Source organism: Bacilli bacterium (assembly GCA_035326105.1).
GTDB lineage: Bacteria > Bacillota_I > Bacilli_A > RFN20 > CAG-826 > UBA7706.
Map to the genome: position 1 here is coordinate 324,363 of DAOKYO010000002.1, position 22,500 is coordinate 346,862.

At 38.6% G+C, this 22,500-nt stretch carries 33 protein-coding genes and 3 tRNA genes; 3 read left to right on the forward strand and 33 right to left on the reverse strand.

Annotated features, from left to right (window positions below; genetic code table 11):
• Positions 1 to 196: 196 nt before the first annotated feature.
• The 12 genes from PKC96_05785 to PKC96_05840 all read right to left on the reverse strand — a co-directional run bounded on the left by PKC96_05785 (position 197) and on the right by PKC96_05840 (position 4,360).
• A complete protein-coding gene (locus PKC96_05785) occupies positions 197 to 454 on the reverse strand; it encodes a hypothetical protein (protein ID HMM00834.1) in 258 nt (85 codons plus the stop codon).
• A 1-nt stretch (position 455) separates the two neighbouring features.
• Positions 456 to 959, reverse strand: a complete 504-nt coding sequence (locus PKC96_05790; protein HMM00835.1) for an HNH endonuclease — start codon at positions 957 to 959, stop codon at positions 456 to 458.
• Entirely contained in the window at positions 947 to 1,192 is a 246-nt protein-coding gene (locus PKC96_05795; protein ID HMM00836.1) for a hypothetical protein, read from the reverse strand. The genes PKC96_05790 and PKC96_05795 overlap by 13 nt, the downstream gene beginning before the upstream one ends.
• Entirely contained in the window at positions 1,189 to 1,392 is a 204-nt protein-coding gene (locus PKC96_05800) for a hypothetical protein (GenBank protein HMM00837.1), read from the reverse strand. Before PKC96_05800 ends, PKC96_05795 begins: the two co-directional genes overlap by 4 nt.
• A gap of 117 nt (positions 1,393 to 1,509) precedes the next feature.
• A complete protein-coding gene (locus PKC96_05805; GenBank protein HMM00838.1) occupies positions 1,510 to 1,719 on the reverse strand; it encodes a hypothetical protein in 210 nt (69 codons plus the stop codon).
• Complete coding sequence (locus PKC96_05810) at positions 1,716 to 2,087, reverse strand: hypothetical protein (GenBank protein HMM00839.1); 372 nt, start codon at positions 2,085 to 2,087, stop codon at positions 1,716 to 1,718. The genes PKC96_05805 and PKC96_05810 overlap by 4 nt, the downstream gene beginning before the upstream one ends.
• On the reverse strand, positions 2,080 to 2,319 hold the full coding sequence (locus PKC96_05815; protein HMM00840.1) for a hypothetical protein: 240 nt from the start codon (positions 2,317 to 2,319) through the stop codon (positions 2,080 to 2,082). Before PKC96_05815 ends, PKC96_05810 begins: the two co-directional genes overlap by 8 nt.
• The gene (locus PKC96_05820) at positions 2,297 to 2,659 is read right to left on the reverse strand and encodes a hypothetical protein (GenBank protein HMM00841.1); all 363 of its coding nucleotides are present in this window, start codon (positions 2,657 to 2,659) and stop codon (positions 2,297 to 2,299) included. Before PKC96_05820 ends, PKC96_05815 begins: the two co-directional genes overlap by 23 nt.
• Positions 2,652 to 2,921, reverse strand: a complete 270-nt coding sequence (locus PKC96_05825) for a DUF3850 domain-containing protein (protein HMM00842.1) — start codon at positions 2,919 to 2,921, stop codon at positions 2,652 to 2,654. Before PKC96_05825 ends, PKC96_05820 begins: the two co-directional genes overlap by 8 nt.
• Positions 2,918 to 4,012, reverse strand: a complete 1,095-nt coding sequence (locus PKC96_05830; protein ID HMM00843.1) for a phage replisome organizer N-terminal domain-containing protein — start codon at positions 4,010 to 4,012, stop codon at positions 2,918 to 2,920. The genes PKC96_05825 and PKC96_05830 overlap by 4 nt, the downstream gene beginning before the upstream one ends.
• Positions 4,009 to 4,137, reverse strand: a complete 129-nt coding sequence (locus PKC96_05835) for a hypothetical protein (protein HMM00844.1) — start codon at positions 4,135 to 4,137, stop codon at positions 4,009 to 4,011. Before PKC96_05835 ends, PKC96_05830 begins: the two co-directional genes overlap by 4 nt.
• Positions 4,127 to 4,360 (reverse strand): XRE family transcriptional regulator, encoded by a 234-nt coding sequence (locus PKC96_05840; GenBank protein HMM00845.1) that lies wholly within the window; start codon positions 4,358 to 4,360, stop codon positions 4,127 to 4,129. Before PKC96_05840 ends, PKC96_05835 begins: the two co-directional genes overlap by 11 nt.
• 128 nt (positions 4,361 to 4,488) lie before the next feature.
• Here PKC96_05840 and PKC96_05845 point away from each other — a divergent pair, with 128 nt between their 5' ends.
• Together PKC96_05845 and PKC96_05850 are read left to right on the forward strand one after the other, a co-directional pair.
• The gene (locus PKC96_05845) at positions 4,489 to 4,857 is read left to right on the forward strand and encodes a helix-turn-helix transcriptional regulator (GenBank protein HMM00846.1); all 369 of its coding nucleotides are present in this window, start codon (positions 4,489 to 4,491) and stop codon (positions 4,855 to 4,857) included.
• Positions 4,850 to 6,367: a recombinase family protein gene (locus PKC96_05850; GenBank protein HMM00847.1), complete on the forward strand. Its 1,518-nt coding sequence runs from the start codon at positions 4,850 to 4,852 to the stop codon at positions 6,365 to 6,367. Before PKC96_05845 ends, PKC96_05850 begins: the two co-directional genes overlap by 8 nt.
• Here PKC96_05850 and PKC96_05855 read toward each other — a convergent pair.
• From PKC96_05855 to PKC96_05900, 10 genes are all read right to left on the reverse strand, one after another.
• A tRNA-Phe gene (locus PKC96_05855) sits at positions 6,346 to 6,421 on the reverse strand. The genes PKC96_05850 and PKC96_05855 overlap by 22 nt on opposite strands.
• A 7-nt stretch (positions 6,422 to 6,428) precedes the next feature.
• Positions 6,429 to 6,504: transfer RNA gene (locus PKC96_05860), tRNA-Asp, on the reverse strand.
• Positions 6,505 to 6,690: 186 nt separating this feature from the next.
• Complete coding sequence (locus PKC96_05865; protein ID HMM00848.1) at positions 6,691 to 7,248, reverse strand: rubrerythrin family protein; 558 nt, start codon at positions 7,246 to 7,248, stop codon at positions 6,691 to 6,693.
• A gap of 236 nt (positions 7,249 to 7,484) precedes the next feature.
• Positions 7,485 to 7,561, reverse strand: a tRNA-Met gene (locus PKC96_05870).
• A gap of 100 nt (positions 7,562 to 7,661) precedes the next feature.
• The gene (locus tag PKC96_05875) at positions 7,662 to 8,234 is read right to left on the reverse strand and encodes a LemA family protein (protein ID HMM00849.1); all 573 of its coding nucleotides are present in this window, start codon (positions 8,232 to 8,234) and stop codon (positions 7,662 to 7,664) included.
• A gap of 2 nt (positions 8,235 to 8,236) precedes the next feature.
• Positions 8,237 to 9,181 carry a DUF3137 domain-containing protein gene (locus PKC96_05880; GenBank protein HMM00850.1) on the reverse strand — a complete coding sequence of 315 codons (945 nt, stop codon included), beginning with the start codon at positions 9,179 to 9,181 and terminating at the stop codon, positions 8,237 to 8,239.
• A gap of 61 nt (positions 9,182 to 9,242) precedes the next feature.
• Positions 9,243 to 9,761: a hypothetical protein gene (locus tag PKC96_05885; protein ID HMM00851.1), complete on the reverse strand. Its 519-nt coding sequence runs from the start codon at positions 9,759 to 9,761 to the stop codon at positions 9,243 to 9,245.
• Positions 9,754 to 11,046, reverse strand: a complete 1,293-nt coding sequence (locus tag PKC96_05890; protein ID HMM00852.1) for an amidohydrolase — start codon at positions 11,044 to 11,046, stop codon at positions 9,754 to 9,756. The genes PKC96_05885 and PKC96_05890 overlap by 8 nt, the downstream gene beginning before the upstream one ends.
• An 87-nt stretch (positions 11,047 to 11,133) precedes the next feature.
• Positions 11,134 to 11,259, reverse strand: coding sequence for a hypothetical protein (locus PKC96_05895; GenBank protein HMM00853.1), 126 nt, complete (start codon positions 11,257 to 11,259; stop codon positions 11,134 to 11,136).
• A 5-nt stretch (positions 11,260 to 11,264) separates the two neighbouring features.
• A complete protein-coding gene (locus PKC96_05900; protein ID HMM00854.1) occupies positions 11,265 to 11,495 on the reverse strand; it encodes a hypothetical protein in 231 nt (76 codons plus the stop codon).
• Between the two features lie 124 nt (positions 11,496 to 11,619).
• Here PKC96_05900 and PKC96_05905 point away from each other — a divergent pair, with 124 nt between their 5' ends.
• Positions 11,620 to 12,546 (forward strand): aromatic acid exporter family protein, encoded by a 927-nt coding sequence (locus tag PKC96_05905; protein HMM00855.1) that lies wholly within the window; start codon positions 11,620 to 11,622, stop codon positions 12,544 to 12,546.
• Here PKC96_05905 and PKC96_05910 read toward each other — a convergent pair.
• From PKC96_05910 to PKC96_05960, 11 genes are all read right to left on the reverse strand, one after another.
• Positions 12,543 to 13,016 carry a GyrI-like domain-containing protein gene (locus PKC96_05910; protein HMM00856.1) on the reverse strand — a complete coding sequence of 158 codons (474 nt, stop codon included), beginning with the start codon at positions 13,014 to 13,016 and terminating at the stop codon, positions 12,543 to 12,545. The genes PKC96_05905 and PKC96_05910 overlap by 4 nt on opposite strands.
• A 129-nt stretch (positions 13,017 to 13,145) precedes the next feature.
• Positions 13,146 to 13,646, reverse strand: coding sequence for a thioredoxin family protein (locus PKC96_05915; GenBank protein ID HMM00857.1), 501 nt, complete (start codon positions 13,644 to 13,646; stop codon positions 13,146 to 13,148).
• 6 nt (positions 13,647 to 13,652) lie between these two features.
• Positions 13,653 to 14,063: an NUDIX domain-containing protein gene (locus PKC96_05920; protein ID HMM00858.1), complete on the reverse strand. Its 411-nt coding sequence runs from the start codon at positions 14,061 to 14,063 to the stop codon at positions 13,653 to 13,655.
• A 108-nt stretch (positions 14,064 to 14,171) separates the two neighbouring features.
• Positions 14,172 to 14,582 carry a hypothetical protein gene (locus PKC96_05925; GenBank protein ID HMM00859.1) on the reverse strand — a complete coding sequence of 137 codons (411 nt, stop codon included), beginning with the start codon at positions 14,580 to 14,582 and terminating at the stop codon, positions 14,172 to 14,174.
• A complete protein-coding gene (locus PKC96_05930) occupies positions 14,569 to 15,096 on the reverse strand; it encodes a nitroreductase family protein (protein HMM00860.1) in 528 nt (175 codons plus the stop codon). Before PKC96_05930 ends, PKC96_05925 begins: the two co-directional genes overlap by 14 nt.
• Before the next feature lie 85 nt (positions 15,097 to 15,181).
• Positions 15,182 to 16,033, reverse strand: a complete 852-nt coding sequence (locus tag PKC96_05935) for a hypothetical protein (protein HMM00861.1) — start codon at positions 16,031 to 16,033, stop codon at positions 15,182 to 15,184.
• Between the two features lie 144 nt (positions 16,034 to 16,177).
• Positions 16,178 to 17,020 carry a patatin-like phospholipase family protein gene (locus tag PKC96_05940; GenBank protein ID HMM00862.1) on the reverse strand — a complete coding sequence of 281 codons (843 nt, stop codon included), beginning with the start codon at positions 17,018 to 17,020 and terminating at the stop codon, positions 16,178 to 16,180.
• 1 nt (position 17,021) lies between these two features.
• Entirely contained in the window at positions 17,022 to 18,080 is a 1,059-nt protein-coding gene (locus PKC96_05945) for a GNAT family N-acetyltransferase (protein HMM00863.1), read from the reverse strand.
• Positions 18,081 to 18,107: 27 nt separating this feature from the next.
• Positions 18,108 to 18,854 carry a 2,3-diphosphoglycerate-dependent phosphoglycerate mutase gene (gene gpmA / locus PKC96_05950; GenBank protein HMM00864.1) on the reverse strand — a complete coding sequence of 249 codons (747 nt, stop codon included), beginning with the start codon at positions 18,852 to 18,854 and terminating at the stop codon, positions 18,108 to 18,110.
• A gap of 117 nt (positions 18,855 to 18,971) precedes the next feature.
• The gene (locus PKC96_05955) at positions 18,972 to 20,624 is read right to left on the reverse strand and encodes an ABC transporter ATP-binding protein (GenBank protein ID HMM00865.1); all 1,653 of its coding nucleotides are present in this window, start codon (positions 20,622 to 20,624) and stop codon (positions 18,972 to 18,974) included.
• A 3-nt stretch (positions 20,625 to 20,627) separates the two neighbouring features.
• Positions 20,628 to 22,430, reverse strand: a complete 1,803-nt coding sequence (locus PKC96_05960) for an iron ABC transporter permease (GenBank protein HMM00866.1) — start codon at positions 22,428 to 22,430, stop codon at positions 20,628 to 20,630.
• Positions 22,431 to 22,500: the final 70 nt, after the last annotated feature.

Sequence of the window (22,500 nt, forward strand, 5' to 3'; positions counted from 1 at the left end):
TGAAAATAGATTGTATTCTAAGGTAAAAGTCGAGTTTAAAGTTGAATCGAAAATAATGTGAGCCTTTATTCCGGTCACCTTACTTTCAAAAACAATCTTTTCTTTAATCGCCATTTGCGAGCAAATTCCCGGGGAGATTGTTATACATTTTTTGCTTTTGCATAATTTGCAATATTTACATTTCATCATTTACACCTCAATTTTGAAGCAGTTTAGCCTGGTAACTGCTTAGCCTTTTTGCTGTAATATACATAATGTAGTTTTGGCCTTTGCAGCGCCCGGAAACATCAATAAGGGTAGTTCCATCGGATAATTCGAGAATATTCTTATTTTTCACGCGCCTATATAGACGAGCATAAACCAAATCCCATTCTTCCCCTTCATCGAGGGGGATAACAAGCCCAGTCGCTGTTTTCTTTAAAATTTCAACGCTAATTTTGGTTGTTTTGACCATTTCATTTCCCTAACCTTTCGATTTTAATTGCACAAGGGACAAATAAATGTCCTTTGTATCGTGTTTTTTTCTCAATGGCGGAGCGCAAACCACGATAATCTAATTCAAGTGCCTTCGCGCAAAGTCCAATTGAACTGAAGACACTTTTTATTTGACCGCGTTTGCCAATGACCGCTATTTGCATGGTTGGAAATTTTCCACCATGTAGATTTAAAGCGTGATTTGTGTTGCCTTTGATCGAAGTCCATTCGAGATTTTCAACGCGATTATCATATTTATCGCCATTGATATGGTTAACCACTGGCAAGTTATCTGGATTAGGAATAAAAGCTTGTGCTACTAGGCGATGAACCTTAACAGATCTCTTTGTGCCATCCGTTTTTTTGATATTAAATTTTAAATAGCCGCGTCCATCGTCACAAAGTCTCTGCTCTTTTCCATTATGATCAACAATAGTTCCAGATGTAGTAATTAGATAATTTGTATCTTTGATTATTTTTTGCATTTAATTATTCCTTTTGGAAGTCTTACTTCGTCTAAAGCAAAATAGTTTTTAGTTCCATAAATACCAGTCGGTTCCCAAAGAGTAGTGTCAAACTCCATATGAACCGCATAAATTCCAATATCATTTTGAAAGAACGTCGTATAAAGGACGAAGAGTGCATCTACCCACTCTCCGCAAACATTGACTTGGATATATTGTCCATTCTTTAATTTTTTAGCCTCTTCATATGTCATTTAATTTTGTCCTCTCTTTCGGTAATGTTTGATTTTTTTATGTTAAAAACACAATCGATTTTTTCGTCTTCAGTGTGGCCCAAAATAACAATCATTTTCTCTGTCTCTTTTTGGATTAACCCCACGATTTGAATTTTCGATTTAACAGCTGGAGATTTACTTCGATTCCAGCCGTTAAATACGATTCGCGTTTTTGTCATTTTCTACTTCTCTTTTCTCTTCATCCTGGGATATTAACCCGGAAAGACGAAGACAACTTAATACGCCAACTAAAACGAATAGAACAATAATTCCTAGGACTATAAGTAAAGCGATCATCATGGCATTAGATCCTCGATTGCTTTTTGCGTTTGTATCAGGCTGTCGAGATAACCTTTGTCATAATCGGAGAATTTCTTATCAATCGCTGCTCTTTTTTTGGCGCTATCAATTAACTCGTCATTTTCCTTAATTAAACTTTTGAGCTTCATTATGATTTCGTTTGCTAGATCTTGAATGTAATCCTTACTGGTTTTCTTTTTTTTCATATCTTTTCCCTTTCAATGTTTGTTTCATAATCGGCAACCGCAGCGAATAAATCTAACTGTCGACATTTCAGGCGCTTTTTGCGAATGCCCTCTTTTCTGAACGCCTTATAAAAGCCCTTAACTATTGCCAATTCATCTTCACGAATTGGATTAAAAACATATTTTTTTAATCTCGGTGTTTCTTTTTGCTTCTTCAAGATTTCCAGGATAATCTCGGGAACTCCTGATTGGTAGATGATTCCTGCCGTTAATTCAATGTCGATTTCTTTTATTGAATATCCGCAGAAGGCATTTGAAGAATTATAGGAATCGACAAGCTCAAAATTGTATTCATACAGGATTTCTTTTATGTTGTTGATTTTAAACATTCTTGATTTCTCCTTCGATTTCGGTTCTTAAAACGATTCGTGATTTTGTATTTCTTAAATAACTTTCTATCTTATTTTTGGGAATGCCAAAAATTATGACTTCATTGGCTTTTTGATTTTGCATGCCTCGTTGAACAACAATTTTTTCAATAACATAGAGATTGCCGTCTTTGTTAAAAGAACAATCTAAACATGTTCCATCTTCTCGTTTAACGTATGTTTTTAACTTCATTTAGTTCCTCTTTTCTCTTGATTTTTATTTCAATCGCGTTCGCACGGTGCGCACGTTTTTTGATAATTTGATTAAGTCGGATAAGATATGCTCGCGCTTCATCTAAAGTGGCAATTTTATAGTGATAGACTCTTGTGATTATCACTTCCGTCACATCAGGATCATTGTTGATTGCTTGAACATCGTTACCAATCGCCGCGCATTTGTTGGTTCCACCCACCGTAAGCGGGTAAAAATGATATTCAGGTATAATCTTGCTTATCTCCTCTTGTGACAGCCAAACGGCTTTATTTTGCCGTTTAAGCAGTTCGTAAAGTTTCTGCGATCTTCCTTTAAGCATTTTTATCACATCCTTCGTCTTCTATAAGTTGATCGGAGTAAATGCAATATGATGCGTCCAGTCCAGGAAATGGGCCATGGAAAACATAGACTATTCGGGCAATCATGTAGCGTCCGGTTAATAATCCTTGCGGGTTAACTTCATCGTATTGAATAATATCGCCCGCTTTAAACACACAATCGTCTTCTTTTCTTAACTCCCAATTTTTCTTCCCGTTCATCTTGGCAAGGAAAAATTCTTGCAATATTTTTTTTCTAATCATTTTGAGACCTCCAGGTAATTAGCCGGATAGATTTGCAAAAGAAAGTTCTTCAAGGCCATTAACTTATTTTTTTCCGACCTTTTAGAGGAGCGGGCAAAATCAATAAGATGCTGTTTCACCTCTTCGCGGCCTTGCAGATTATTTGTTTGCATAAAAAGTGGATTTAGAAGATTGTTAAAAAGCGGTATGTCAAGATCATCGACTTTTATAAATCCTTCATCAATAAGGATCTTGGTATAGTAATCAGGTTCAAAAAGCGATTCGCCCTTATTCAAAATATCGTTCATAGTGATTGAATAGTCTCTCTGAAGAGCTTCGACAACCGATTGTTCAAGGTAATGGAATTTATCTTGAATTTTTTTATCACTTGAAACCGAAACAAAATATCTAAGCGCGGTTACTATATTTTGGTAAGTATATTTTTTTTGCAGTTTAAAAAAGAATTCATCATAAAGAGGGATGTCAATGTCGTCCGCTTCTATGTATTTTTCCTTGACCAAGAACGCCGTTAAAACATGTTTAAAAAAGTTCGGGGGCGCAATAGCGACGCCCGTTTTATCAGTTTTATCAGTTTTATCAGTTTTATCATTCTTTAAAGATAACGAACGTAGTGAGTTATCTATATCTTTATTCTCTATATCTCTAATCTCTTGTGTAACATTGTTACACCCGTCCGCGGTAACATTGTTACACTCTTTTGTTGTAACGCTGTTACGCGCATTTGTGCGTGACTTTCTCATTCTCATAGCCGCATCGGTTTCATGACCAACAAGATTTTTATAATCTGTGATTGACAAAAAGCCTTTTTCATCTTTTTGGATGAGTTTTATTTTTTGTAGTAAACTTAACGCTTTTTTAACTGTTGAAAGCGAAAAGAATTTGCATTCTCTTTGAATAAAATCGAGAGTAAAATTTCTCTCAATTTCTCCCACTTTTTCAACTAAAATTCCGTTGGAATTTATAGTTAATGAAATTAGCATTAAATATATTACAATGTAATCGGATCCATTAGATTCCGACAGTAAGGCTTTCGTTTCTGGAGTGTTCCAAAAATCAGCCTTCGTTTTAGTCCAATAATAATACTTTGTCATTTTTTGCCCTCTTCATTTTTGCTTTTTGTAACTTTATTCAGAGCATCTGTGTCTTCTAATAATTTTTCAAAAAGAAAAGATGCAAAAAGTTTTAAGATTTGGTGCTCATGCTCATTATTTGCCATGTTGCATACTCGCAATACTATTTTCAAAAAAAATACTCATAAATTCTTTATCACTCATTTTAAGAAAATATGATATTTCCTGAACTTCACCTACAGTAAAACTTTTTCCGCTTTTTCCTATTTTTCTATAAAAGGTGCTTGGATCCATTTTTATAGCCACGCAAACATCTTTAATAGTTGTTCCCTTCTTTGCCAAAAGAACTTTTAATGCCTTTTCATCCATTTTTTGCTTTCTCCCTATGTTGCATATATGCACTATTATATTATGTTGCGAGTATGCAATAGTCAATACTTATAATGCAAATACGCGAAAATAATTGCAAATATGCAACAATTAGATATAATAAAATTATGAAAAATAATAGTTCAGTAAGTATAGGAAAAAGAATAAGAGAAAGAAGAATTGCTATAAATATGTCGATAGAAAGGTTGGCGAAAATTTTAGATGTTGATAGATCCACTATTTATAGATACGAGACGGATTCCATAAAAAAAATGTCTTATGAAGTTTTGTTGCCACTTGCGGATGCACTAAAGACGACACCTTTTTATTTAGTTAATGGTACAGTTGAGCAAGGTAGTGCGCTTGATGATACACCTATTATTCGTTTCTATAATCAGCTTACATCAGAAAACAAAGATAAAGTTGATAAATATGTAAGAGATCTATTGCAGCTTCAAAAGTTACAAGAAAGCAATATTAATAGCGACAATGATTAAAGCTGTTATTTATGCTCGTTTTTCGTCAAGCAAACAAAGCGAACAATCAATTGAAGGCCAACTAAGAATTTGCAATCTTTTTGCGAAAGAAAATGATTTTAAAATTGTAAACAATTATATAGATCGTGCGGCTAGTGGAACAAATGATAATAGACTAGAGTTTCAAAGAATGATAAAGGATTCAAGTAAGAATCTTTTTGAAGTTGTAATAGTCTATCAGTATGACCGCTTTGCTAGAAATAGACGAGACTCAATGAATAATAAGTTTATATTGAGAAACAATGGAGTTAGATTGCTATCAGCGACAGAACCAGAAATAACCAACAGGCCATCTGATTTGTTTATGGAAGGTATTTTAGATACTGCCGCAGAATTTTATAGCAGAGATTTGGCTCAAAAAACAGTTAGAGGAATGAAAGAAAATTTAATTAAAAAAAAGACAATCGGTGGTAGAACACCGCTTGGATATAAAGTTATTGATAAAAAGTACTCTATTGATTATTCAGAAGCAGAAATTGTAAAAAAAATTTTTACTGAATATGCAAATGCAAGAAAAATAAAAGATATTATATACCTTTTACACTCTAATGGAATAACAAACCGGGGAAGAAAATTTAAAGCAAGCACCATAAGTGATTTAATAAAGAATACAAAGTATGTTGGATTATATCGAGATCCTTTTTCCAATAATATAATTACTGATATGTTTCCAAGAATAATTGGTGATGATTTATTTGATCAAGCCAAAAGAGAAAGAGAGAGAAAAATGCAGCGTACAAAACCCAATCCGAGAAATAAAGGTGCAGAATATTTTTTGACAGGAAAAATATTCTGCGGCTATTGCGGTATGAATCTTACAGGGATGTCAGGCTCTTCACAAAATGGTAATAAGTATAGATATTACAAGTGCAAAAGCAATAAGTGTGAACTGAAGCCTATTAGAAAGGACTTTATAGAAGATTGTGTTTTAAATCACGTTATAGATTATGTGACGCAAGATAAAACATTGGATTATGTCATAGATGAAATTATTAAGAGTTTTAAGAATAAGCTTAATGAAACGAGTTTAACCTCATTAAAGCAAGAGAAAAAAAGATTAGAAAGTCAACTTGATAAAATTGTTTCAAATTATTTGGATGCAAGCAGTGTAATTAAAGAGCGACTGAACGAAGAGTCGATTGTACTAAGTGATAAAATTAAAAACATTGATAGTCAAATCGAAAAGATAAATATTCTAGAAAATAGAAAAGTATATGATAAGATTTTTTTAAAATCTTGGATAAATGATTTATTCAAAGATAAAGAAAAAATTACCAGAAATGCTGTAGATTATTTTATTAACTCAATATATTGTTTTAACGATAAAGTAATAATTTATATGTCCTTTGATGTGAGCAATAGTGATGTTGTCACTTTTGTTGAAATGAAAGAGGATATTATCCGAAAAGAAAAAAACGAACCAACAATTGGTTCGTTTAAGCGCTGGGATGGTGGCCCAAGCCGGGGTTGAACCGGCGACACACGGATTTTCAGTCCGTTGCTCTACCAGCTGAGCTACCGGGCCACAATCATGGCGGACTAGAAGGGAATCGAACCCTCGATCTTCTCCGTGACAGGGAGACATGTTAACCGCTACACCACTAGTCCAGTGCAATTGCGCTTTTATATTATCTATGAATAGCCAGCAAAAATCAAGCCTAATTTTCATTGAAAAACTTGTTTGAATGAAATCTTTTTTAATTGAAGAACGTTTAAACCGATATCCGGCAAAATTACCGATTTAGTCAATAAAAAAACACACCCTCGCTTTAAACAAGGGTGTGCATTTTTTAATTACCAGTTGGTAGCGCGCAATTCTTGATAGGATTGTTCGTGACCGCAAACCGGGCAAATTTTTGGAGCGGACTTGCCGACATGGATATTGCCACAAACCCGGCATTTCCAAACGACGACGTCATCGCGAACAAAAACAATGCCTTCCTTAATGTTGGAAGCGAGTTTCCGGTAGCGTTCCTCATGAATCTTTTCAATCGCCGCTACACCTTTAAACTTAGCAGCAATCTCTAAAAAGCCCTCCGCTTCAGCATCTTTAGCAAACCGATCATACATATCCGTCCATTCGTAATGTTCACCAGCAGCCGCATCTTCTAAGACATCGGGCATAATGCCTTTGGTTCCTCCGTGAAGATACTTAAACCATAATTCAGCGTGTTCACGCTCATTTCCACTGGTCTCTAAGAATAAATCGGCAATTTGTTCATAACCTGCCTTCTTGGCAACGCCAGCATAATAGAAGTATTTGTTCGTGGCCATTGACTCACCAGCAAAAGCTTCATGCAAGTTTTTTTCGGTTTTAGACCCTTTTAATTTTTCATATAACTTATCATCCATTTTCATAATCCTCCTAGTAAGAATTATATCTATTTACGTGAGCGACTTCAATACACCGGAGTGAAGAATTAGAAAAAAAGCAAGTGGCAACTAAATTTTGAAGATATATCTTATAAAATGACAATAAAAAGGTATATATAAAAAAATTACTGTTAGGGTTCTAGCAAGATAATAAAATAATCATAAGGATTCTGTTAGGGAATATAAAAAACACCCCGAAGGGTGTTAATTTTTATTGGTTGCGGGGGGAAGATTTGAACTTCCGACCTCCGGGTTATGGGCCCGACGAGCTACCAAACTGCTCTACCCCGCGATTACGCTTGTATATAATAGCACAATCAAAAATATATGCAAGGATTATAAAAAGAAAAAGGCCCGATTGGGCCTTTACTTTTGTCGGTTGTTATCAACACTTAGAAATCGAATTTAACATCGGCCCGTTTGGCTTCTTCCGCTTCAAAGAAGTCACGTTCGACAAATCCCCGCCGCTTAGCAACGAAGTTTGAAGGGAACACAACTACTTTTTGGTTATAAATACGCACATTGGAATTGTAAAAACGTCTAGCGGCTTGAAGATTTTCTTCAACTTCCATACTGGCATCCTGCAATTTCAAAAAGGTCGTATTTGCTTTTAAATCCGGATATTGTTCGACGACGACATTTAAGGAATTAAGTCCGCGGGTAATTTCATTGGCAAACTCACTCTTTTCCTTGATTGAAGCCGTGCTTCCCGGTTGCCGCATAGCAACAACTTTTTCAAGTGTTTCCTGCTCATGCTTGGCGTAGCCTTTGGTCGCCGAGACCATTTTTGTCAATAGATCAAATCTCTTGGTTAAAGCCACATCGATTGATGATTCACTCTCATCAATCTTTACTTTCATTCTTCTTAAATCATTGAGTACGGAAATGTACCAAATAGCGAAGAACAAGAGCAAAACCAAAATAACACCAACAACAGCTAAGATAATCTTTAGTGGGTCACTCATTCTTAAATACCTCCTTCAGGTAATTGAAATTTATTCGACGATAAACGCAAATCATCTATCGTTCGGGCCATAAATGAAACATCATTAATAATCGGGGCTAACCCTTCCTTGGTCAGAGGCGACTTAATCGAAAATTCCAGTTTGTTTTTACGCGAGTCCAGACCAATATGCAATTCATTCTCATGTAAATACACCGCGATTGAGCCTTTATTTCCCGCCTCAATTTGCATCAGGCGCTCCATAAATAAGGGGGTCATAATATAAAAGAAGAATTGCTCATCATTAGCGCGCGTACTGAATTTCTTATTAAAGGCCATACTCTCCGTTTCGATCTTCTTAAGACCATCCATATTGAAGAGAGAAAGATTAAAGCCCTCGCGAATGGTGATTGTCTGATTAAAAACGCGCGGAAACCGAAATACATAATATTGTCCGGAAAAATAAGCTTCATATGTGGTGTAGGTATGTCCCTTGCCGTCCGTATGCTGAACTCGGCGCTCAAGCGTTACTTCACTGGTCTCGAAACTGACATTTTCAAAGGTGCCGCTTATATAATCTTCTCCCCGATAGCGATCGGGACGCGAGTATAGGCCGGTTTTCATCATCTGATTGATTTCAATGTGCGAGTTCATCCGGTAAATGGCTTTTCCGTATACTTCATCGATAATCTTCTCAAGCAGTGTCAGTTTAATCTTTTTGGAATAATCGGAATTAATTTTCGCGGCCATACCGGAGAAAACTGACCCTACCACCACCAGAGGAATTCCGATAAATACTAGGACGGAGGCAATAGGCGAATTTCCATAAGCAAAAAAGCCGATTATCAACAGAAGTGCTCCGATAACAATAAGAATTATCCCGACCTTCATTTTCTTTTTATAATCTTCATAAGATTTTAAGCGACTGCTTTCAAGAGTTGAAAACTTCTCGTCAAATTTTATATCCATAATTTTACCACGGTACTATTTTTAAATATTTTACTAAATATGTAAAGAGTAAACCCCTTTTCTAAAGAAAATTTTGATATTCTTGCGCTGCCAAAAGAACATTTTCGGCATCTTTATCCCGATTTAGTTCGCGATAGTGCTTTCCAAGCGTGGTTAAATCATCAATTGCAAAATGCGATTTAGCGGCTAAAAGCCATTTTTCTGCTTGAACATAATCGACTTTCACCCCCAAACCATAGAGAAAGAAATGCCCGATTCTAGCCATGGCTCGCCCGTAACCGAGATTAGCGGAACGTTCGAAAAACTTCAGCGCCTTATAGTAGACGCCTTCATTTAGGCTGGGCTGTTCCAAAAGCCATTCCGCATACATATAAAAGGCCTGTGGATAGTGCTTAGCCATCGCTTCATCCATATAGCGCATTGCTTTTTTATCATCCTGCGGATAGTTATATGCCCCGCGATGATAAAAACTGGCCAAAGCTAATAAGGCCTCTAAGTTCTCATAGCGGGCTTCTTTTTCAATGCGGTGTAGTTCATCCGAGTCTAAACCACTCTTCTCCCACCAATACTCTTTAATCATGCCTCATATCCCGTTTTATTCGGTCAGTTATTTCCTGCGCTTTACGATATATTTCCTCGATGCTTTCATCGAGAAAAAACTTATTGTCCTCATATAGTATCTTCCCATTGATCATCGTCAGCTTAACATTTTGTTTTGAGCCACTATAAACGATATTATCGACGATATTATTAATCGGCTGCATGTTGGGTTGATGCAGATCAATCATGATAATGTCCGCTTTCTTATTAACGGCGAGAACATCGGCATCATCCAATCCCATGGCTAAGGCACCGTTGACGGTTGCCATTTTGATCACATCGGTTGCTTTTACCGCCGAGGCATCTTTCGTCTTTAATTTGCCAAGACCCGTGACCAAAAACATCTCCCGGAAAAAATCAAGACAGTTTCCCGAGGCTGGACCGTCCGTTCCGATGGCAACGGGGATATCTTCATCGATCATTCTTTGAATTTCGGGTATTCCACTGGCTAATTTTGTATTGCTGCTCGGGTTGGTAACCACATATAATTTATGCCGCTTAAAGATTTCAAAATCTTCGTCTTGCATATGCACGCAATGAAAACCACCGCCGCCGTAGTCATATAGACCCAGACTCTCAATATAGGCCGGCGGAGTGAGATGATTCTTTTCCAAAGAATTTCTTACTTCAACTTCCGTTTCCGAAGTGTGCGTAAATATTGGCGTTTTAAGTTTATGCGCCGCCTTGGATAATTCCGCTAATATTTCCCGGGTCGTCGTATAAATCGAGTGGAAACCCAACCGGTAAGTTACCAGGCTATTTTTGCTACCATTGATAATTCGATAAGCGGATACCATATCATCCACGGATTCGCGAAATGAAGTCACCGTGCCAAGACACACCATGCGAAAACCGCAGTCGCTGGCAGCACGAGCCGTTTCTAATGGATTATAATACATATCAAATGCGGCGGTTATTCCGCTCGTAAGATACTCGGCAATCGCAACTTTGGAAAGATGATACTCATCTCCTTTTGTCAGGTGGGCTTCGGCGGGAAATACCGCCTTATGCAGCCAATCCTCCAAAGGAAGATCATCGGCAAACGAGCGCAGGAAAGTCATCGCACTATGCGTATGGGCGTTTTTGAAGCCCGGCATCAACACGTTACCCTGGCAATCAATTTGGCGATCGAATTCAATATTGATGTTCTTGCGTTCTTCTCCAATATATGAAATATGATTATCGGTTACTTCCAGTTCGCCAAAAGTAACATTTTCGTTTTGGTTCATCGTAAGCAGACGCGCGTTGATAAAGCGAATTTTCATCTTTTTTACCTCTTTTTTGCTTGTTTGCGTTATTCTATCACTATTTTGCGTAAACAAAAAGGGTTCCGATAACGAAACCCCTAATTGTTACTTATCTTCTTCTTCGTCATAGGGAACAATATTCTCGCTAGTTGCTCCACAGAATGGACAATAGTCGGGATTATCAATGATTGCTCCGCAGACTAGACAACGATACTTTTTTCCTTCAGCCATAATGTTTAATTATCCTCCTCAAGTAAAACAATTCGGTCGCTGGTTGCCCCACAAACCGGGCAATGGTCAGGATTATCGATAATCGCTCCGCAAACGAGACACTTATAACGTAATTTCTTATCACTTTTAGCGTTCGTTTCCAGTGGAACGATTTGGTCGCGTCCTGCACCGCAGTAGATGCAAAAATCTGGACGATCAAGTATTTGACCACAAACCAAACAACGATATCTTTGCATACACGCTACCTTGCTTCCACTACTATTATAACCAAAAGCAGGCAATTGAGAATCTAAATGCTTATAAACCATTTTGCTTGGTGAATTTCTTATAAAAAAATATAATTAATCCAGGAGGAGACATATGAAAATTAAATTGTTTTTGCTCTTCAAGATGATAATAGGTTTTTTACTCGGTGTTATCATCGCCGACCTCCTGCATCTTGATTATTACTATACCGCCGGGGTTTTTGTGGTTTTAAATCTTGAAGTTAGTCGCAAACCAACCTTTCTTAATTCCTTAAAGCGGCTCATAGATGCGACAATTGGCCTCTTACTGGCAGTAGCTATCTTCTCTTTACTAAACATCAACGTGTATACTCTTGCCCTGCTTGTGATTATTTTTATTCCCTTGAGTTTTCTTTTAAATATAGAAAAGGGGTTGCCATCATCGCTGGTTGTTATTTCGCATCTATATATAAATCAAGATCCAACAAAAGTTTACAATGCCTTATATATTGTTCTCGTATCGGTAGCTATCGCCTTTGCCTTAAATTTAATCACCCCTCCGCTCAAAAAACAGGTGCAGAGCACCATTAAAATGGTCGATCAAAAACTCAATGACCTTCTAGTTCAGGTCGCGCATAGTCGGAAGGTTGATTTTCAGCAAATCGATAATTACCTGTTGCAAGCCGAAAAAAATCTTATTCAGGATATCGAAAATCATCTGTTTCCCTATGCCCTTCGCCGCCAAGATTATCTAGCCATGCGCAAAGAGCAGATTTCGATTTTAAAACGGATCGCGGCCACGCTTGACGGTGTCGACCGCATCAGGGAAAAGGAAATGATCCTCGATTATTTGTCGACATTTGAAGGAAATATCGGTGAAGAAAACTATGCCGCCTTTTTAAAGGAAGAATTAAACAAGCTTTTAATGCGTTTTCGCGATGAAAATTTGCCCACTACGCGGGATGAATTTGAAAAGCGGGCCCATCTATATCATGTACTGATGGAGTTGGAGCAGTTCTTGAATTTAAAAATGCAATACCACGATAAATATGCGGTTAATTAGGCGATAATTGAAACGGGAAACATGATATATAATTGACCATTTTCATCCATTTTGTGAAAATCAAAAACCGCCATCACCAGTGAGAAATTATGAGCTTTTAAATAATCAAGTCCTTTTTTAAATGTGTCTTGATAATTATTTTCCACCTTAAAGCCAAGATATTCTGCGCTTGGGACAATCCATTTTTTCCAGCCGGAGGGAGGTTCGACATCTAACTCAACTTCCGCTCCCGCTAAATAAAGTCCGTCTTTAAAATCCGTCCACGGCTTAAGTGAGCGATCAAAGTTGCTCATCAGTCCCCAAATACCGGCCGTATTTCCTTTTTCATCGGTTTTGACTAAACGAAAAATCTTGTCGAAATCAACATTCATTGACTGCCATAGATTCTCAACGAATCCGTCTCCGTCGATGGTTGAGCCTTCTTTTCCGATGACGGCAAAAGAGGGCTTTTTGATAAATATAGGTTCCATTTTGTGTAACTTCCTAGCCATATTTTACCATTATTTACTTTTTTGTTAAGCAAGAAAAAAACACAATAAGAAAAATATTGGCTTTTTTCGGCTTTTATTATTTAAAAACAATATTTTTAGTCAAAAAAATTAAGGTTTTTTAGTAACAAAAGTATATATCCAAACTTGGAAATTCATTACATTTTGATAATATACTTCATCTTCTTCTGCTACCGGATCAAGCCGGGATAGCAATTCACCTTGAGAAAATATGATGATACTGGGAATTTGAGGCGACACTTTTCCAATGTAATCACTATAATCAACCAGCGAGGAAGAAAGCTTATAAATAGCGATTTGCTCTTGACGGGAAAAAGCTTCAACAATAGGCGAAAACTGAACACAATGAGGGCATAATGCATTGTAATAATAAAGAATAAATGATTCTTTAGCCGTCCGTTTTTGGTCAAATTCTTCGTTACTAGGTATTTCAATATTCTCACTGACGCCATAACTGTTGGCATCAAGCGTTATTTTCGCTCCCGAAAAAGATGGCCCGTCAATTTTTGATGAGCAGCCACCAATCAATAAAGGCAATAATAACGTTGCCTCAATTAAAGTCTTTCTTTTAAAAAACCGTAATGCCATCATTTTTATTTATTCGCTCTCATCCATATATCCGGCCGCGGCTTTTAAAATGCTTTTATCGTTTTCATAAGTCAATATCGAATACGCCTCCGCAAAAGGCAAAAATAAAATCTCTTTTACTTCTTCAACTTGAGGAATCGCCTCTTGGCTCATAAGTTCACCGATAAAATAAACCACTTTTTTCATGACTCCAATTGCGGGAGCATACTCCGTTTCAAGCCGAAAGGAAGTATCAATTTTCGCATCAAGACCGGTTTCTTCTTTTATCTCCCTTAATGCCGTCTCTACTTCCGTTTCTTCACCTTCAACGTGACCCTTTACCAAGGCGTAATGCCCCTTGTTCATTTTCTCGATAAGAAACAAGATTCTATCTTTACTACGAAAGTATAAAACCGCTCCGCAACTTTTTTCTTTTTTCATAGACCCATTATATACAATTTTCAATTATTTAGTGAAAATAATCTATCGGTAATCATTAATAAGCAAGCGTTGCTTTAATAAATAGTTTATAAAGATATATTGTGCCTTCTATAGAATAAAAAAGCGTTCAAGATTCGATATATCACCCTGCACAAATTTGATTGCTGTCGCTGCCTGGTTGCTAAAAAGATTAAGATTATAGTAATATCCGTTTATCCATCCTTCGCTACCGTCCATATAATATAGTTTCAGACTATATGAGCTAATACAATTACAGGTCGGACCGTATTGAACCTGGAATTTTATTTTCTTAATACTGACAAAAAAATCATCGTAGGCTTCACTTGGAAGAAAATATTCTCCCTGACCATTAACATAAGTGATGGCACTTATTTCTTTACGATTGATTAAAGACGATAATGAGCGCGGCAGCAATAAAGCCAAGCTTGCCAGTACAAGGGTAACACCGGCCGCTACTGATATGCTGGTTGTTAAAACCACGCGCTTAGTCAGTTTCATTTTCTTCACCCACAAAATGAACGTATTTTTTGTTATATTGATCCCGCGGGACAACTTCGTTTTTAGGATGCCCGATGGATAGAACCGCTAAGGGGATAATATGAGAAGGAAGATTCAATATACTCCGAATTCGTTCGACAAATCTTTCTTGCGGATAAACTCCTTCCCAGCAAGCCCCAAGCCCCATACTGGTAACTCCAAGTAAAATGTTTTCAATCGCGGCTGAGCAATCTTGAATCCATATTTGCTTCATCTTCAAAGGCAGCGCCCGCTGCGTATTGCCGGCGACAATAATTTTTAGGGGACTATGATGTTTGCTAAAGCGTCCGGCATCAATAATCTGATTATTGATGTTTTCATCGCTTACAACATAGAATTCCCATGGTTGCCGATTTAAGCCAGAGGGACCGCTCATCGCGAAATGCAGGAGCTTATCTATTTGTTGCTCCTCGACTTTTTCTTCGGTAAATTGTCTAACACTTCGCCGCTTGAACATCGCTTCTTCCACATCCATATATATTTTTCCTTTGCTTGTATTATAACCTTTGGGTATAAAAAAAGGACTAATCAATTTGATTAATCCTTATTCTTACTGCAAATTATAAAGCGTAGATGTAGAAGACGATAATACCATCCCAGTAGTAGAATTGAATTTCGACACTTTCGGTGGCATCATCGGCAAAATAGCCATAATCATCATAATAACTGTCATCAACTGTCCATCCGGCCGTCTCTAAGAGCGTAACATAACCATCTTCACTTGCCGTTGAATCAGCCTCGGCATAAACCATGAGATATTCTCCAAAATCGTCTTCCAAAACCGCATAAAAGAAAGGCCCTTCACCCGTATAGGCGGGAACGGAAACTGAACTGCCAAGTAATTCGACGATGGCATCCGCTGGCCACGTGGCTGATTCAATAATTGGTTCTTCTTCCTCCTCAGGGACTAAGAAGACCATAAAAACGATTTCACCCGCGTAATGATAGAACTGAACAGCCACAGATTCTGTGCTGTCAATCGCCACTAAACCATAATCATCATATTGGGTATCATCGACCGCCCATCCGGAACCGGTTAAAACGGCCGAATATACGTCTTCACCCGTCTCGTCAAATAAAGTATGAATGTAAACATAGTCGCCCGAATCATCTTCAACCGTCAAATAGGCAAAGCCCGATGGCGAAGAAAACGCCGGCACAACCACTTCAACCCCGCCTAAAACCGAATTGATCGCGGCTGATGGCCAGGTAGCCGAAAAGGTCTCACCCGCTTCGGGGACGACAAGTTCTACTTCAGAAGTTCCTTCTGATAAGGAAGTTCCGTCTAAACTCTCCGACAACGATTCGCTGGCGCTGTCACTTGGTGAACTAGATGTTCCACCTTTTTCACAACTTGCAACTACAAGTAGTGACGCCGCCAAAAGAAGTAAACTGCTAAATTTCTTTTTCAAAATATGCCCTCCATAAATTTTTAAGTGTATTCTATCGGTTATTGCAACAAAAAAAATTGTTTTTTTAAAAATAGCCCATTAGAAAGCGCTTTCAAAATTTACAAATGAAAAAAGTTAGATAAAAAGGTGCTTTTTTGCCCGATATCATTTGAACATTTTTCGATTTTCTTTAATAAAAGTCAGCATATCTAAATAACCTTGCGACCACTTCTCATCAATTGATGACGCATAAAAGTTAAGTGAACCATCCAAAAAACCGCCTAACTCTTGGCTCGGATAAAGGACAGAAATCTTTGCATTCGGAAAAAGTTCGTCATAGTTATCGCTTTCTTTTTTGAGTTTAACAACGATGATTTTTGTAAAACCGGCATCATAAAGCGGCTTAATCGGCGTATTATCACTGATTCCTCCATCGACTAAGCGTCGATTATCCAGTTTTATCGGATGAAAAATAATCGGGATTGAGGCGGTGGCCTGAACGACTTTATAGATATCGTCGCCCTTCTCCATTTTCGAAACATTATAATAAACGACTTCCTTGCGGACCAAATCGTGGCAAGTAACAAAGCAAACGCGCGGACTTTTTTTTAAAGCATCGTTATCTACCTGGCTTTTTATTAACTGTTCCAACTTTTTGGAACGCAAAAACTTTGACCGAAACCAATTGTCGAAAGCCGAATACATTTCCTCGGGAGTTAACTTGTCACTGACTCGTTTGGCCACGTTTTTGGCAATGGGAAGTGAAAGAAAGGAGGGCATATTTTTATCCTGAATTTTTGCTTCTTCCCACAAAGTCATCGCTGAAGCAAAATCATCCATCGCAAAAAGAATCGCGGTCAAACCTCCGATTGAAGTCCCCGCCACGCCGGTGATGTTCCGGTCGAGTTTCTTTTCGCGAAGCGCCTGCCAGACTCCGGCCTCGTAGGCTCCCTTTCCTCCGCCCCCACTAAAAACAATTCCTATTTTATCTTTTCTTAAAATTCGCATATTATCCCGCCCGCTTACTTAATGTATAAAGCTTTGTTGTTTCGATGCCGTTGCTTTGGGTTGGATACTCGATCGTTTTGTAGTAACTGAAGCCGCACTTTTCGATTACCCTTTGCGACTGACTATTTCTTATGAAGTGTCCGCAGGTGAGCATGTCGATTCCTTTTTCTTCAAAGCACCATTTTATGACTTCTTTTACCGCTTCTGGCATCAAACCTTTACCCCAATGTTCATAGGCTAAAACATAGCCGATCTCTTTTGAGGAAACGCGGTAGAATTCCTGACCAAGATCAGAAGAGCGCTTCTCAATTCCAATTGAGCCGATAACTCTTTCCGTGTCGCGCATCACAATCGCAAAGGTTTTGTCTCCGTTGATAAATAAATCGAGAATTTTTCTTGATTCATCTAGACTCTTATGCGCCTCCCAACCCGCTCGCGGTCCCACTTCCGGATTAGAGGCATAAGCAAATAAATCAGACAGATCTTCGTTTTGAAAGGCGCGTAAAAGTAGGCGTTCGGTTTCCAGCACTTCCTTACCGATAGATATTTTGGGATCCATTTGATTAGCGATGGCCATCGCCTGCGAAAAATGCGCATAATAAAAGGCCGCTTCCAAAGTTTTCTTCCGATGCCAATTATTTTTTAATATTCGCCCCACAACTTCGATTTCATTTTTTTTGGCTTCGAGTTTAGAAAGCGAAGAGTAGCTTTTAAAAACTATCTTTCCTTTTTCTATCTCCTTTGAAAGTGCATAGTGAATATCAGCTATTTCTTCTTTTTCAACAACGGCATTATCCGGCATTAATATGCTCTGATTTTTCTCGGTTAATCGCACTTTGTTTATCCGACAACCTCTGCCTTGATATAATTTTAAAAATTCGTTAGGAAAAGATTCTTGATATTCAATCACATCAGCGCTTATTTCATTAATCGTCGGATGTGCATATCCAATCGCTTCCAGTAAAGCCGTTGCACGCGAGGAAAAAAGCCGAATTGGTTCTTCGATGCGATTAAGCTTATCAACTGAAAGAGGGGTCGAATAGTAAGCGTAAAATGCCATTGAATCTTCCTCCGTTATAGCATAAAGTTATATCTTTTTTCCCTGATTAGCAACCGCTTTTTCTTTTTCAGCGACCGCTTTTTCATCCCCAAGATAGTATTTACTGCGAACGTTAAAGTCTGAATCCAATTCATAGACCAGCGGAGTTCCGGTCGGAATATTAATGGCAGCGATGGCATCATCGGAAAGTTTTTCAAAGTATTTTACTAAAGCCCGAAGCGAATTGCCATGGGCGACAATAATAACCTTCTTCCCGTTTATTATCTCGGGCTTGATCTTTGCTTCAAAATAAGGCACCACCCGAGCTATCGTATCTTTTAAACTTTCCCCCAGGGGAAGCTGATCATAGGGAACAGCCTGATACTGGGGCAATAAATGCAAATTTTCGGCCGCCTCATGATCAAGTTCGGGTGGCCGCACATCGAACGAGCGTCGCCAGATTTGCACTTGTGCCTCTCCATACTTCGCGGCTGTTTCCGCCTTATTTAAACCCTGCAAGGCTCCGTAGTGGCGTTCGTTTAATTTCCAAGTCTTAATTACGGGAATCCAGTTTTCATCTAAAGCGTCTAAAATATACTCCTCGGTATGAATGGCTCTTTTCAAAACCGAGGTGAAGCATAAATCAAATTGATACCCGTTGGTCTGAAGAACAATTCCAGCATTCTTGGCTTCTTTTATTCCGACATCGGATAAGTCAACATCCGTCCAGCCCGTAAATAAATTTAATTTATTCCATTCGCTTTCGCCGTGTCGAACTAAAACTATTTTATACATATTTATTTGCTCCTTATTTAGCCTAATTCTATCATAATCTAGAAAAAAGTCGCTTTTTATGATTGGTAAATGCAATAAAAAAAGTCTCTGTCGAAAGAGACCTTTTCTAAAGATAAATTAAATTAAATCACATCTGCCTTGACTGATTAATCGTCCGCTATGGCGGTCAAAGAGAAGTATTTCTTGACCCTTAAAATCAAAGCGCATCTTTTCTCCTAAATGATAGACCACGCCACCGAAGATGACGCCGGTTAAAAGGTATTCTCCCACCTGTACTTTGACCGTGGTTTCCATACCAGCCGGCATGGCGCTATAAATAGTTCCTTCAAACTTACCATCGGCTTTAAAATCAATAAATTCCGGCCGGATACCCACCACATAATCCTCATCGGTAATATTCTCATCCTCTTGAACAACTTCCTCGTCGTTAACTTTTGCAATGTGATACTTGAAGTTGACATCCTTGTTGCCCTTTTCAACATACCCCTTTTGGCTCTTGTTTGCCTCATCTTTACTTTTCGCATCCATTTCCTGCTTTTTGATATCTTTATGAACCGAGGCTAAATCCAAAGGTTTATCAAACGTAAATTTCACGTGCTGCTTTGAAAATACTTCTAAGTCAATAAAGCCATTTTCTTTTTGGCTCCCCTTAGCCTCGATGAAGTTAATTGAAGGATTACCCACAAAGTCGGCGACAAAGAGATTGGCCGGCTTTTTATATATGTCTAAGGGAGCGGCATCTTGCTGAACGACCCCGTTGTTAATAAGACAGATTTTTGTCGCCAGCGTCATCGCCTCCAATTGGTCATGCGTGACATAAACAAATGTCGCATTCGTGTCGTGATGAAGCCGTTGTAACTCGGAACGCATTTCCAGCCGTAACTTGGCATCCAGATTGCTTAAGGGTTCATCCATGAACAGCACTTTAGGTTCCGGGGCCAATGTACGCGCGATGGCTACTCGTTGCTGTTGACCACCGCTTAATTCACTCGGATAGCGATCCATAAACTCACCGATTTTGACAATTCGACTTACCGCGCGTACCCGAAGATCAACTTCTTCTTTATCCAGTTTTCGCTCTTTCAGAAGCAAATTGCCATTTTTCGTAATTGCGAATGTTTCGTCAAGTTCTTTTCCCTCTTTTGCCAGATTGGCTTTTACTTTGTCGATATTCGCTTGATAGCGTCTGCAAAGATCGACTGTTTTTAACTCTAAATCCGCATTTTCAAGAAGATGAATTTTTAAGGAAAAAAGTTCTTTGGCCGACGACATGGAAATCTCATAACTATCGATTAGTTTTATCAGGACTTTTTTGTTATCAATCTGCCCTTTTTTATTTTTGCAGTCATTGATGTTTTTGAGCAGTTCCTTAGGCTTAGATAGAATCGCGATGAACTTAGCCCATTTTTTGGCATCATGGGCGATAAAAGGTAGGGTCTCTTTAATATTTTTAAGGCCAAAAGCAATATTGTTATAGACCGTCATATTCGGCCACAGAGCATAGTTTTGAAAAAGAAATCCGACGCGTCGTTTACTCGCGGGAACGTTTATCTCTCGTTCGCTATCAAATACCACCTGATCACCGATAGTGATTTTTCCTTCGGTCGGCGTTTCTAAACCCGCAATCATTCGTAAGGTGGTTGTCTTGCCACAGCCTGATGGGCCTAAAAGGGTAACAAATGAGTTATTTTCAATTGTCAAATCAAGATGGTCAACTGCATAGTAATTACCCCAACGCTTGCTGACATTAGTAAGTTTTATTTCTGGCATATTTTATCCTCCAATACTCTTATCAAGACTGGCTCCTGTTAGTTTATTAATCAGCCAGTTACAGAGTAAAATTGTAATAATAAGAATTAAGTTAATACCACTTGAGAAGGCATATAATCCCATCTCATCGTAATAATCGAGCATGGTAGTGACAATCATTCCCATCGGACCGAGCATCATAAATAACGTTAACTCACGCATGGCGGTGATAAATGGTAAGAGATAGCCACTGATAATGGATGTCTTTTGAATTGGAACGACAATCTTCAGCATTCGCTTCCACCAAGGAATGTTTTGAATAATTCCGGCTTCTTCAATTTCTCCACTAATCTGCATCATTGCATTAAGCGATGAACGGCTAGAGAAGGGTATATATTTTATTGTTCCAACAAGAATGAATAGCAAATAAGTTCCCCAAATTGAGAATTCCAGTCCGATAACAAAGTAGGCGGCACCGACAGCTAAAGAAGGAAGTAGATAGGGTAAAAAGGCGATGCCGTTCACATATCCCGCCCATTTACTCTTACGGCTCTTGCTGACGGCATAGCCGACCAAAAAACCGATGGTTCCAGCTAGAATGCTGGCCACAAACGCCACGCGCAAGGTTCCTAAAAATGAATTCCATATTTCCTTGTTGTAAAGAATACCCAAGTTACCGTAAAGTCCATTCTCGCCTCCCGCATTGGAAGTGGTCCACCACTTTAAAGTGAAACCACTATAATCGCCGGGGTTGGGGAGGAAGGTCTCCATCGTAAAGGATATGATCGGATATATACTCGTAAAGAAAGTAGCCACAATAAGCACCACACCGACGGCATACTTTCCGATTTTTCCGAGGTTAATCTTGCTCGCCTGACCCGACTTACCGGTAACGGTCGTATATTGTTTTCGACCGCTGGTTGAAGCCTGATTAACAAGAAGAATTCCGACGCCAATGAGCATCATAATTATGGCAATGATACTGCTTGCTCCTGGGCGGGAACCATTTATTTCCACGTAGCGAGTAGCCATCGTTGTAAAATTTAAGTAATGCGGAACCGGATAAGAGCCCATCGCACTGCTAAAGACGAGGAGGATGGTTGAAAGAATCGCCGGTTTAACCATCGGAAGAGTTACGCGCGTGAATATTTTCCAGCGCGGAGTATTCAAAATTGTAGCGGCTTCTTCTAAGTTCGCATCCATATTCTTAAAAATGCCCCCAATTAAGATGTAAGCGAACGGAGCATAGTGCAAACCTAAAACAATGGCACTTGGAAAAAGACCCGAACACCACCATAAAGGCAGACGAATATTGAAAAGAGCCGCGAGTAAGCCATCAGCACCGCCAGTTACGCTTGCGCTATTAAATAAATTGCGCCAGACCATCGCTAGGGTCCACTGCGGCATAATATATGGGAAAATAAAGATTGAACTTATATACTTCTTGTATTTTAAGTTTGTTCGGGTAATAAGATAGGCAACCAGTCCACCAAAAAGAAGCGCCGTAAAACAAGCGATAACGCTCATGGCTAACGTGTTCCCCAGTGGAACCCATAAATTCTTCTTCGCAAGAGGACCAGTAAATAAGTCAATAAAGTTCCATAACGTGTACCCATCAACTCTTCCCGTACTATCGGATTCAATTGTTCCCGTATGTATGACAAACGCATCCCGAACGATAGCAACGATCGGAACAATTGTAAATATTGATAATAAGATACCCAGAATTAGTAAAATTACGTTTTGAGGTTTCTTAAAAAAATTCATTATCTTCCGAAAACGGCGGAAAGCGGGTGATGGCATACGATTATTGAGTGTTTGTTCCATTTCTTTTGCCTCAATTAGAGTAAGGGGCGCATTTTAAGCGCCCCTTTTTTGAAAGTTTGTCCGCAAAAAA

What these genes read in the sequence shown, in the direction of transcription:
- PKC96_05785 (HMM00834.1), bottom strand. Translation starts at nt 454, where the DNA reads ATGGTCAAAACAACCAAAATTAGCGTTGAAATTTTAAAGAAAACAGCG.
- PKC96_05790 (HMM00835.1), bottom strand. Translation starts at nt 959, where the DNA reads ATGCAAAAAATAATCAAAGATACAAATTATCTAATTACTACATCTGGA.
- PKC96_05795 (HMM00836.1), bottom strand. Translation starts at nt 1,192, where the DNA reads ATGACATATGAAGAGGCTAAAAAATTAAAGAATGGACAATATATCCAA.
- PKC96_05800 (HMM00837.1), bottom strand. Translation starts at nt 1,392, where the DNA reads ATGACAAAAACGCGAATCGTATTTAACGGCTGGAATCGAAGTAAATCT.
- PKC96_05805 (HMM00838.1), bottom strand. Translation starts at nt 1,719, where the DNA reads ATGAAAAAAAAGAAAACCAGTAAGGATTACATTCAAGATCTAGCAAAC.
- PKC96_05810 (HMM00839.1), bottom strand. Translation starts at nt 2,087, where the DNA reads ATGTTTAAAATCAACAACATAAAAGAAATCCTGTATGAATACAATTTT.
- PKC96_05815 (HMM00840.1), bottom strand. Translation starts at nt 2,319, where the DNA reads ATGAAGTTAAAAACATACGTTAAACGAGAAGATGGAACATGTTTAGAT.
- PKC96_05820 (HMM00841.1), bottom strand. Translation starts at nt 2,659, where the DNA reads ATGCTTAAAGGAAGATCGCAGAAACTTTACGAACTGCTTAAACGGCAA.
- PKC96_05825 (HMM00842.1), bottom strand. Translation starts at nt 2,921, where the DNA reads ATGATTAGAAAAAAAATATTGCAAGAATTTTTCCTTGCCAAGATGAAC.
- PKC96_05830 (HMM00843.1), bottom strand. Translation starts at nt 4,012, where the DNA reads ATGACAAAGTATTATTATTGGACTAAAACGAAGGCTGATTTTTGGAAC.
- PKC96_05835 (HMM00844.1), bottom strand. Translation starts at nt 4,137, where the DNA reads ATGGCAAATAATGAGCATGAGCACCAAATCTTAAAACTTTTTGCATCT.
- PKC96_05840 (HMM00845.1), bottom strand. Translation starts at nt 4,360, where the DNA reads ATGGATGAAAAGGCATTAAAAGTTCTTTTGGCAAAGAAGGGAACAACT.
- PKC96_05845 (HMM00846.1), top strand. Translation starts at nt 4,489, where the DNA reads ATGAAAAATAATAGTTCAGTAAGTATAGGAAAAAGAATAAGAGAAAGA.
- PKC96_05850 (HMM00847.1), top strand. Translation starts at nt 4,850, where the DNA reads ATGATTAAAGCTGTTATTTATGCTCGTTTTTCGTCAAGCAAACAAAGC.
- PKC96_05865 (HMM00848.1), bottom strand. Translation starts at nt 7,248, where the DNA reads ATGGATGATAAGTTATATGAAAAATTAAAAGGGTCTAAAACCGAAAAA.
- PKC96_05875 (HMM00849.1), bottom strand. Translation starts at nt 8,234, where the DNA reads ATGAGTGACCCACTAAAGATTATCTTAGCTGTTGTTGGTGTTATTTTG.
- PKC96_05880 (HMM00850.1), bottom strand. Translation starts at nt 9,181, where the DNA reads ATGGATATAAAATTTGACGAGAAGTTTTCAACTCTTGAAAGCAGTCGC.
- PKC96_05885 (HMM00851.1), bottom strand. Translation starts at nt 9,761, where the DNA reads ATGATTAAAGAGTATTGGTGGGAGAAGAGTGGTTTAGACTCGGATGAA.
- PKC96_05890 (HMM00852.1), bottom strand. Translation starts at nt 11,046, where the DNA reads ATGAAAATTCGCTTTATCAACGCGCGTCTGCTTACGATGAACCAAAAC.
- PKC96_05895 (HMM00853.1), bottom strand. Translation starts at nt 11,259, where the DNA reads ATGGCTGAAGGAAAAAAGTATCGTTGTCTAGTCTGCGGAGCAATCATT.
- PKC96_05900 (HMM00854.1), bottom strand. Translation starts at nt 11,495, where the DNA reads ATGCAAAGATATCGTTGTTTGGTTTGTGGTCAAATACTTGATCGTCCA.
- PKC96_05905 (HMM00855.1), top strand. Translation starts at nt 11,620, where the DNA reads ATGAAAATTAAATTGTTTTTGCTCTTCAAGATGATAATAGGTTTTTTA.
- PKC96_05910 (HMM00856.1), bottom strand. Translation starts at nt 13,016, where the DNA reads ATGGAACCTATATTTATCAAAAAGCCCTCTTTTGCCGTCATCGGAAAA.
- PKC96_05915 (HMM00857.1), bottom strand. Translation starts at nt 13,646, where the DNA reads ATGATGGCATTACGGTTTTTTAAAAGAAAGACTTTAATTGAGGCAACG.
- PKC96_05920 (HMM00858.1), bottom strand. Translation starts at nt 14,063, where the DNA reads ATGAAAAAAGAAAAAAGTTGCGGAGCGGTTTTATACTTTCGTAGTAAA.
- PKC96_05925 (HMM00859.1), bottom strand. Translation starts at nt 14,582, where the DNA reads ATGAAACTGACTAAGCGCGTGGTTTTAACAACCAGCATATCAGTAGCG.
- PKC96_05930 (HMM00860.1), bottom strand. Translation starts at nt 15,096, where the DNA reads ATGGATGTGGAAGAAGCGATGTTCAAGCGGCGAAGTGTTAGACAATTT.
- PKC96_05940 (HMM00862.1), bottom strand. Translation starts at nt 17,020, where the DNA reads ATGCGAATTTTAAGAAAAGATAAAATAGGAATTGTTTTTAGTGGGGGC.
- PKC96_05945 (HMM00863.1), bottom strand. Translation starts at nt 18,080, where the DNA reads ATGGCATTTTACGCTTACTATTCGACCCCTCTTTCAGTTGATAAGCTT.
- gpmA (HMM00864.1), bottom strand. Translation starts at nt 18,854, where the DNA reads ATGTATAAAATAGTTTTAGTTCGACACGGCGAAAGCGAATGGAATAAA.
- PKC96_05955 (HMM00865.1), bottom strand. Translation starts at nt 20,624, where the DNA reads ATGCCAGAAATAAAACTTACTAATGTCAGCAAGCGTTGGGGTAATTAC.
- PKC96_05960 (HMM00866.1), bottom strand. Translation starts at nt 22,430, where the DNA reads ATGGAACAAACACTCAATAATCGTATGCCATCACCCGCTTTCCGCCGT.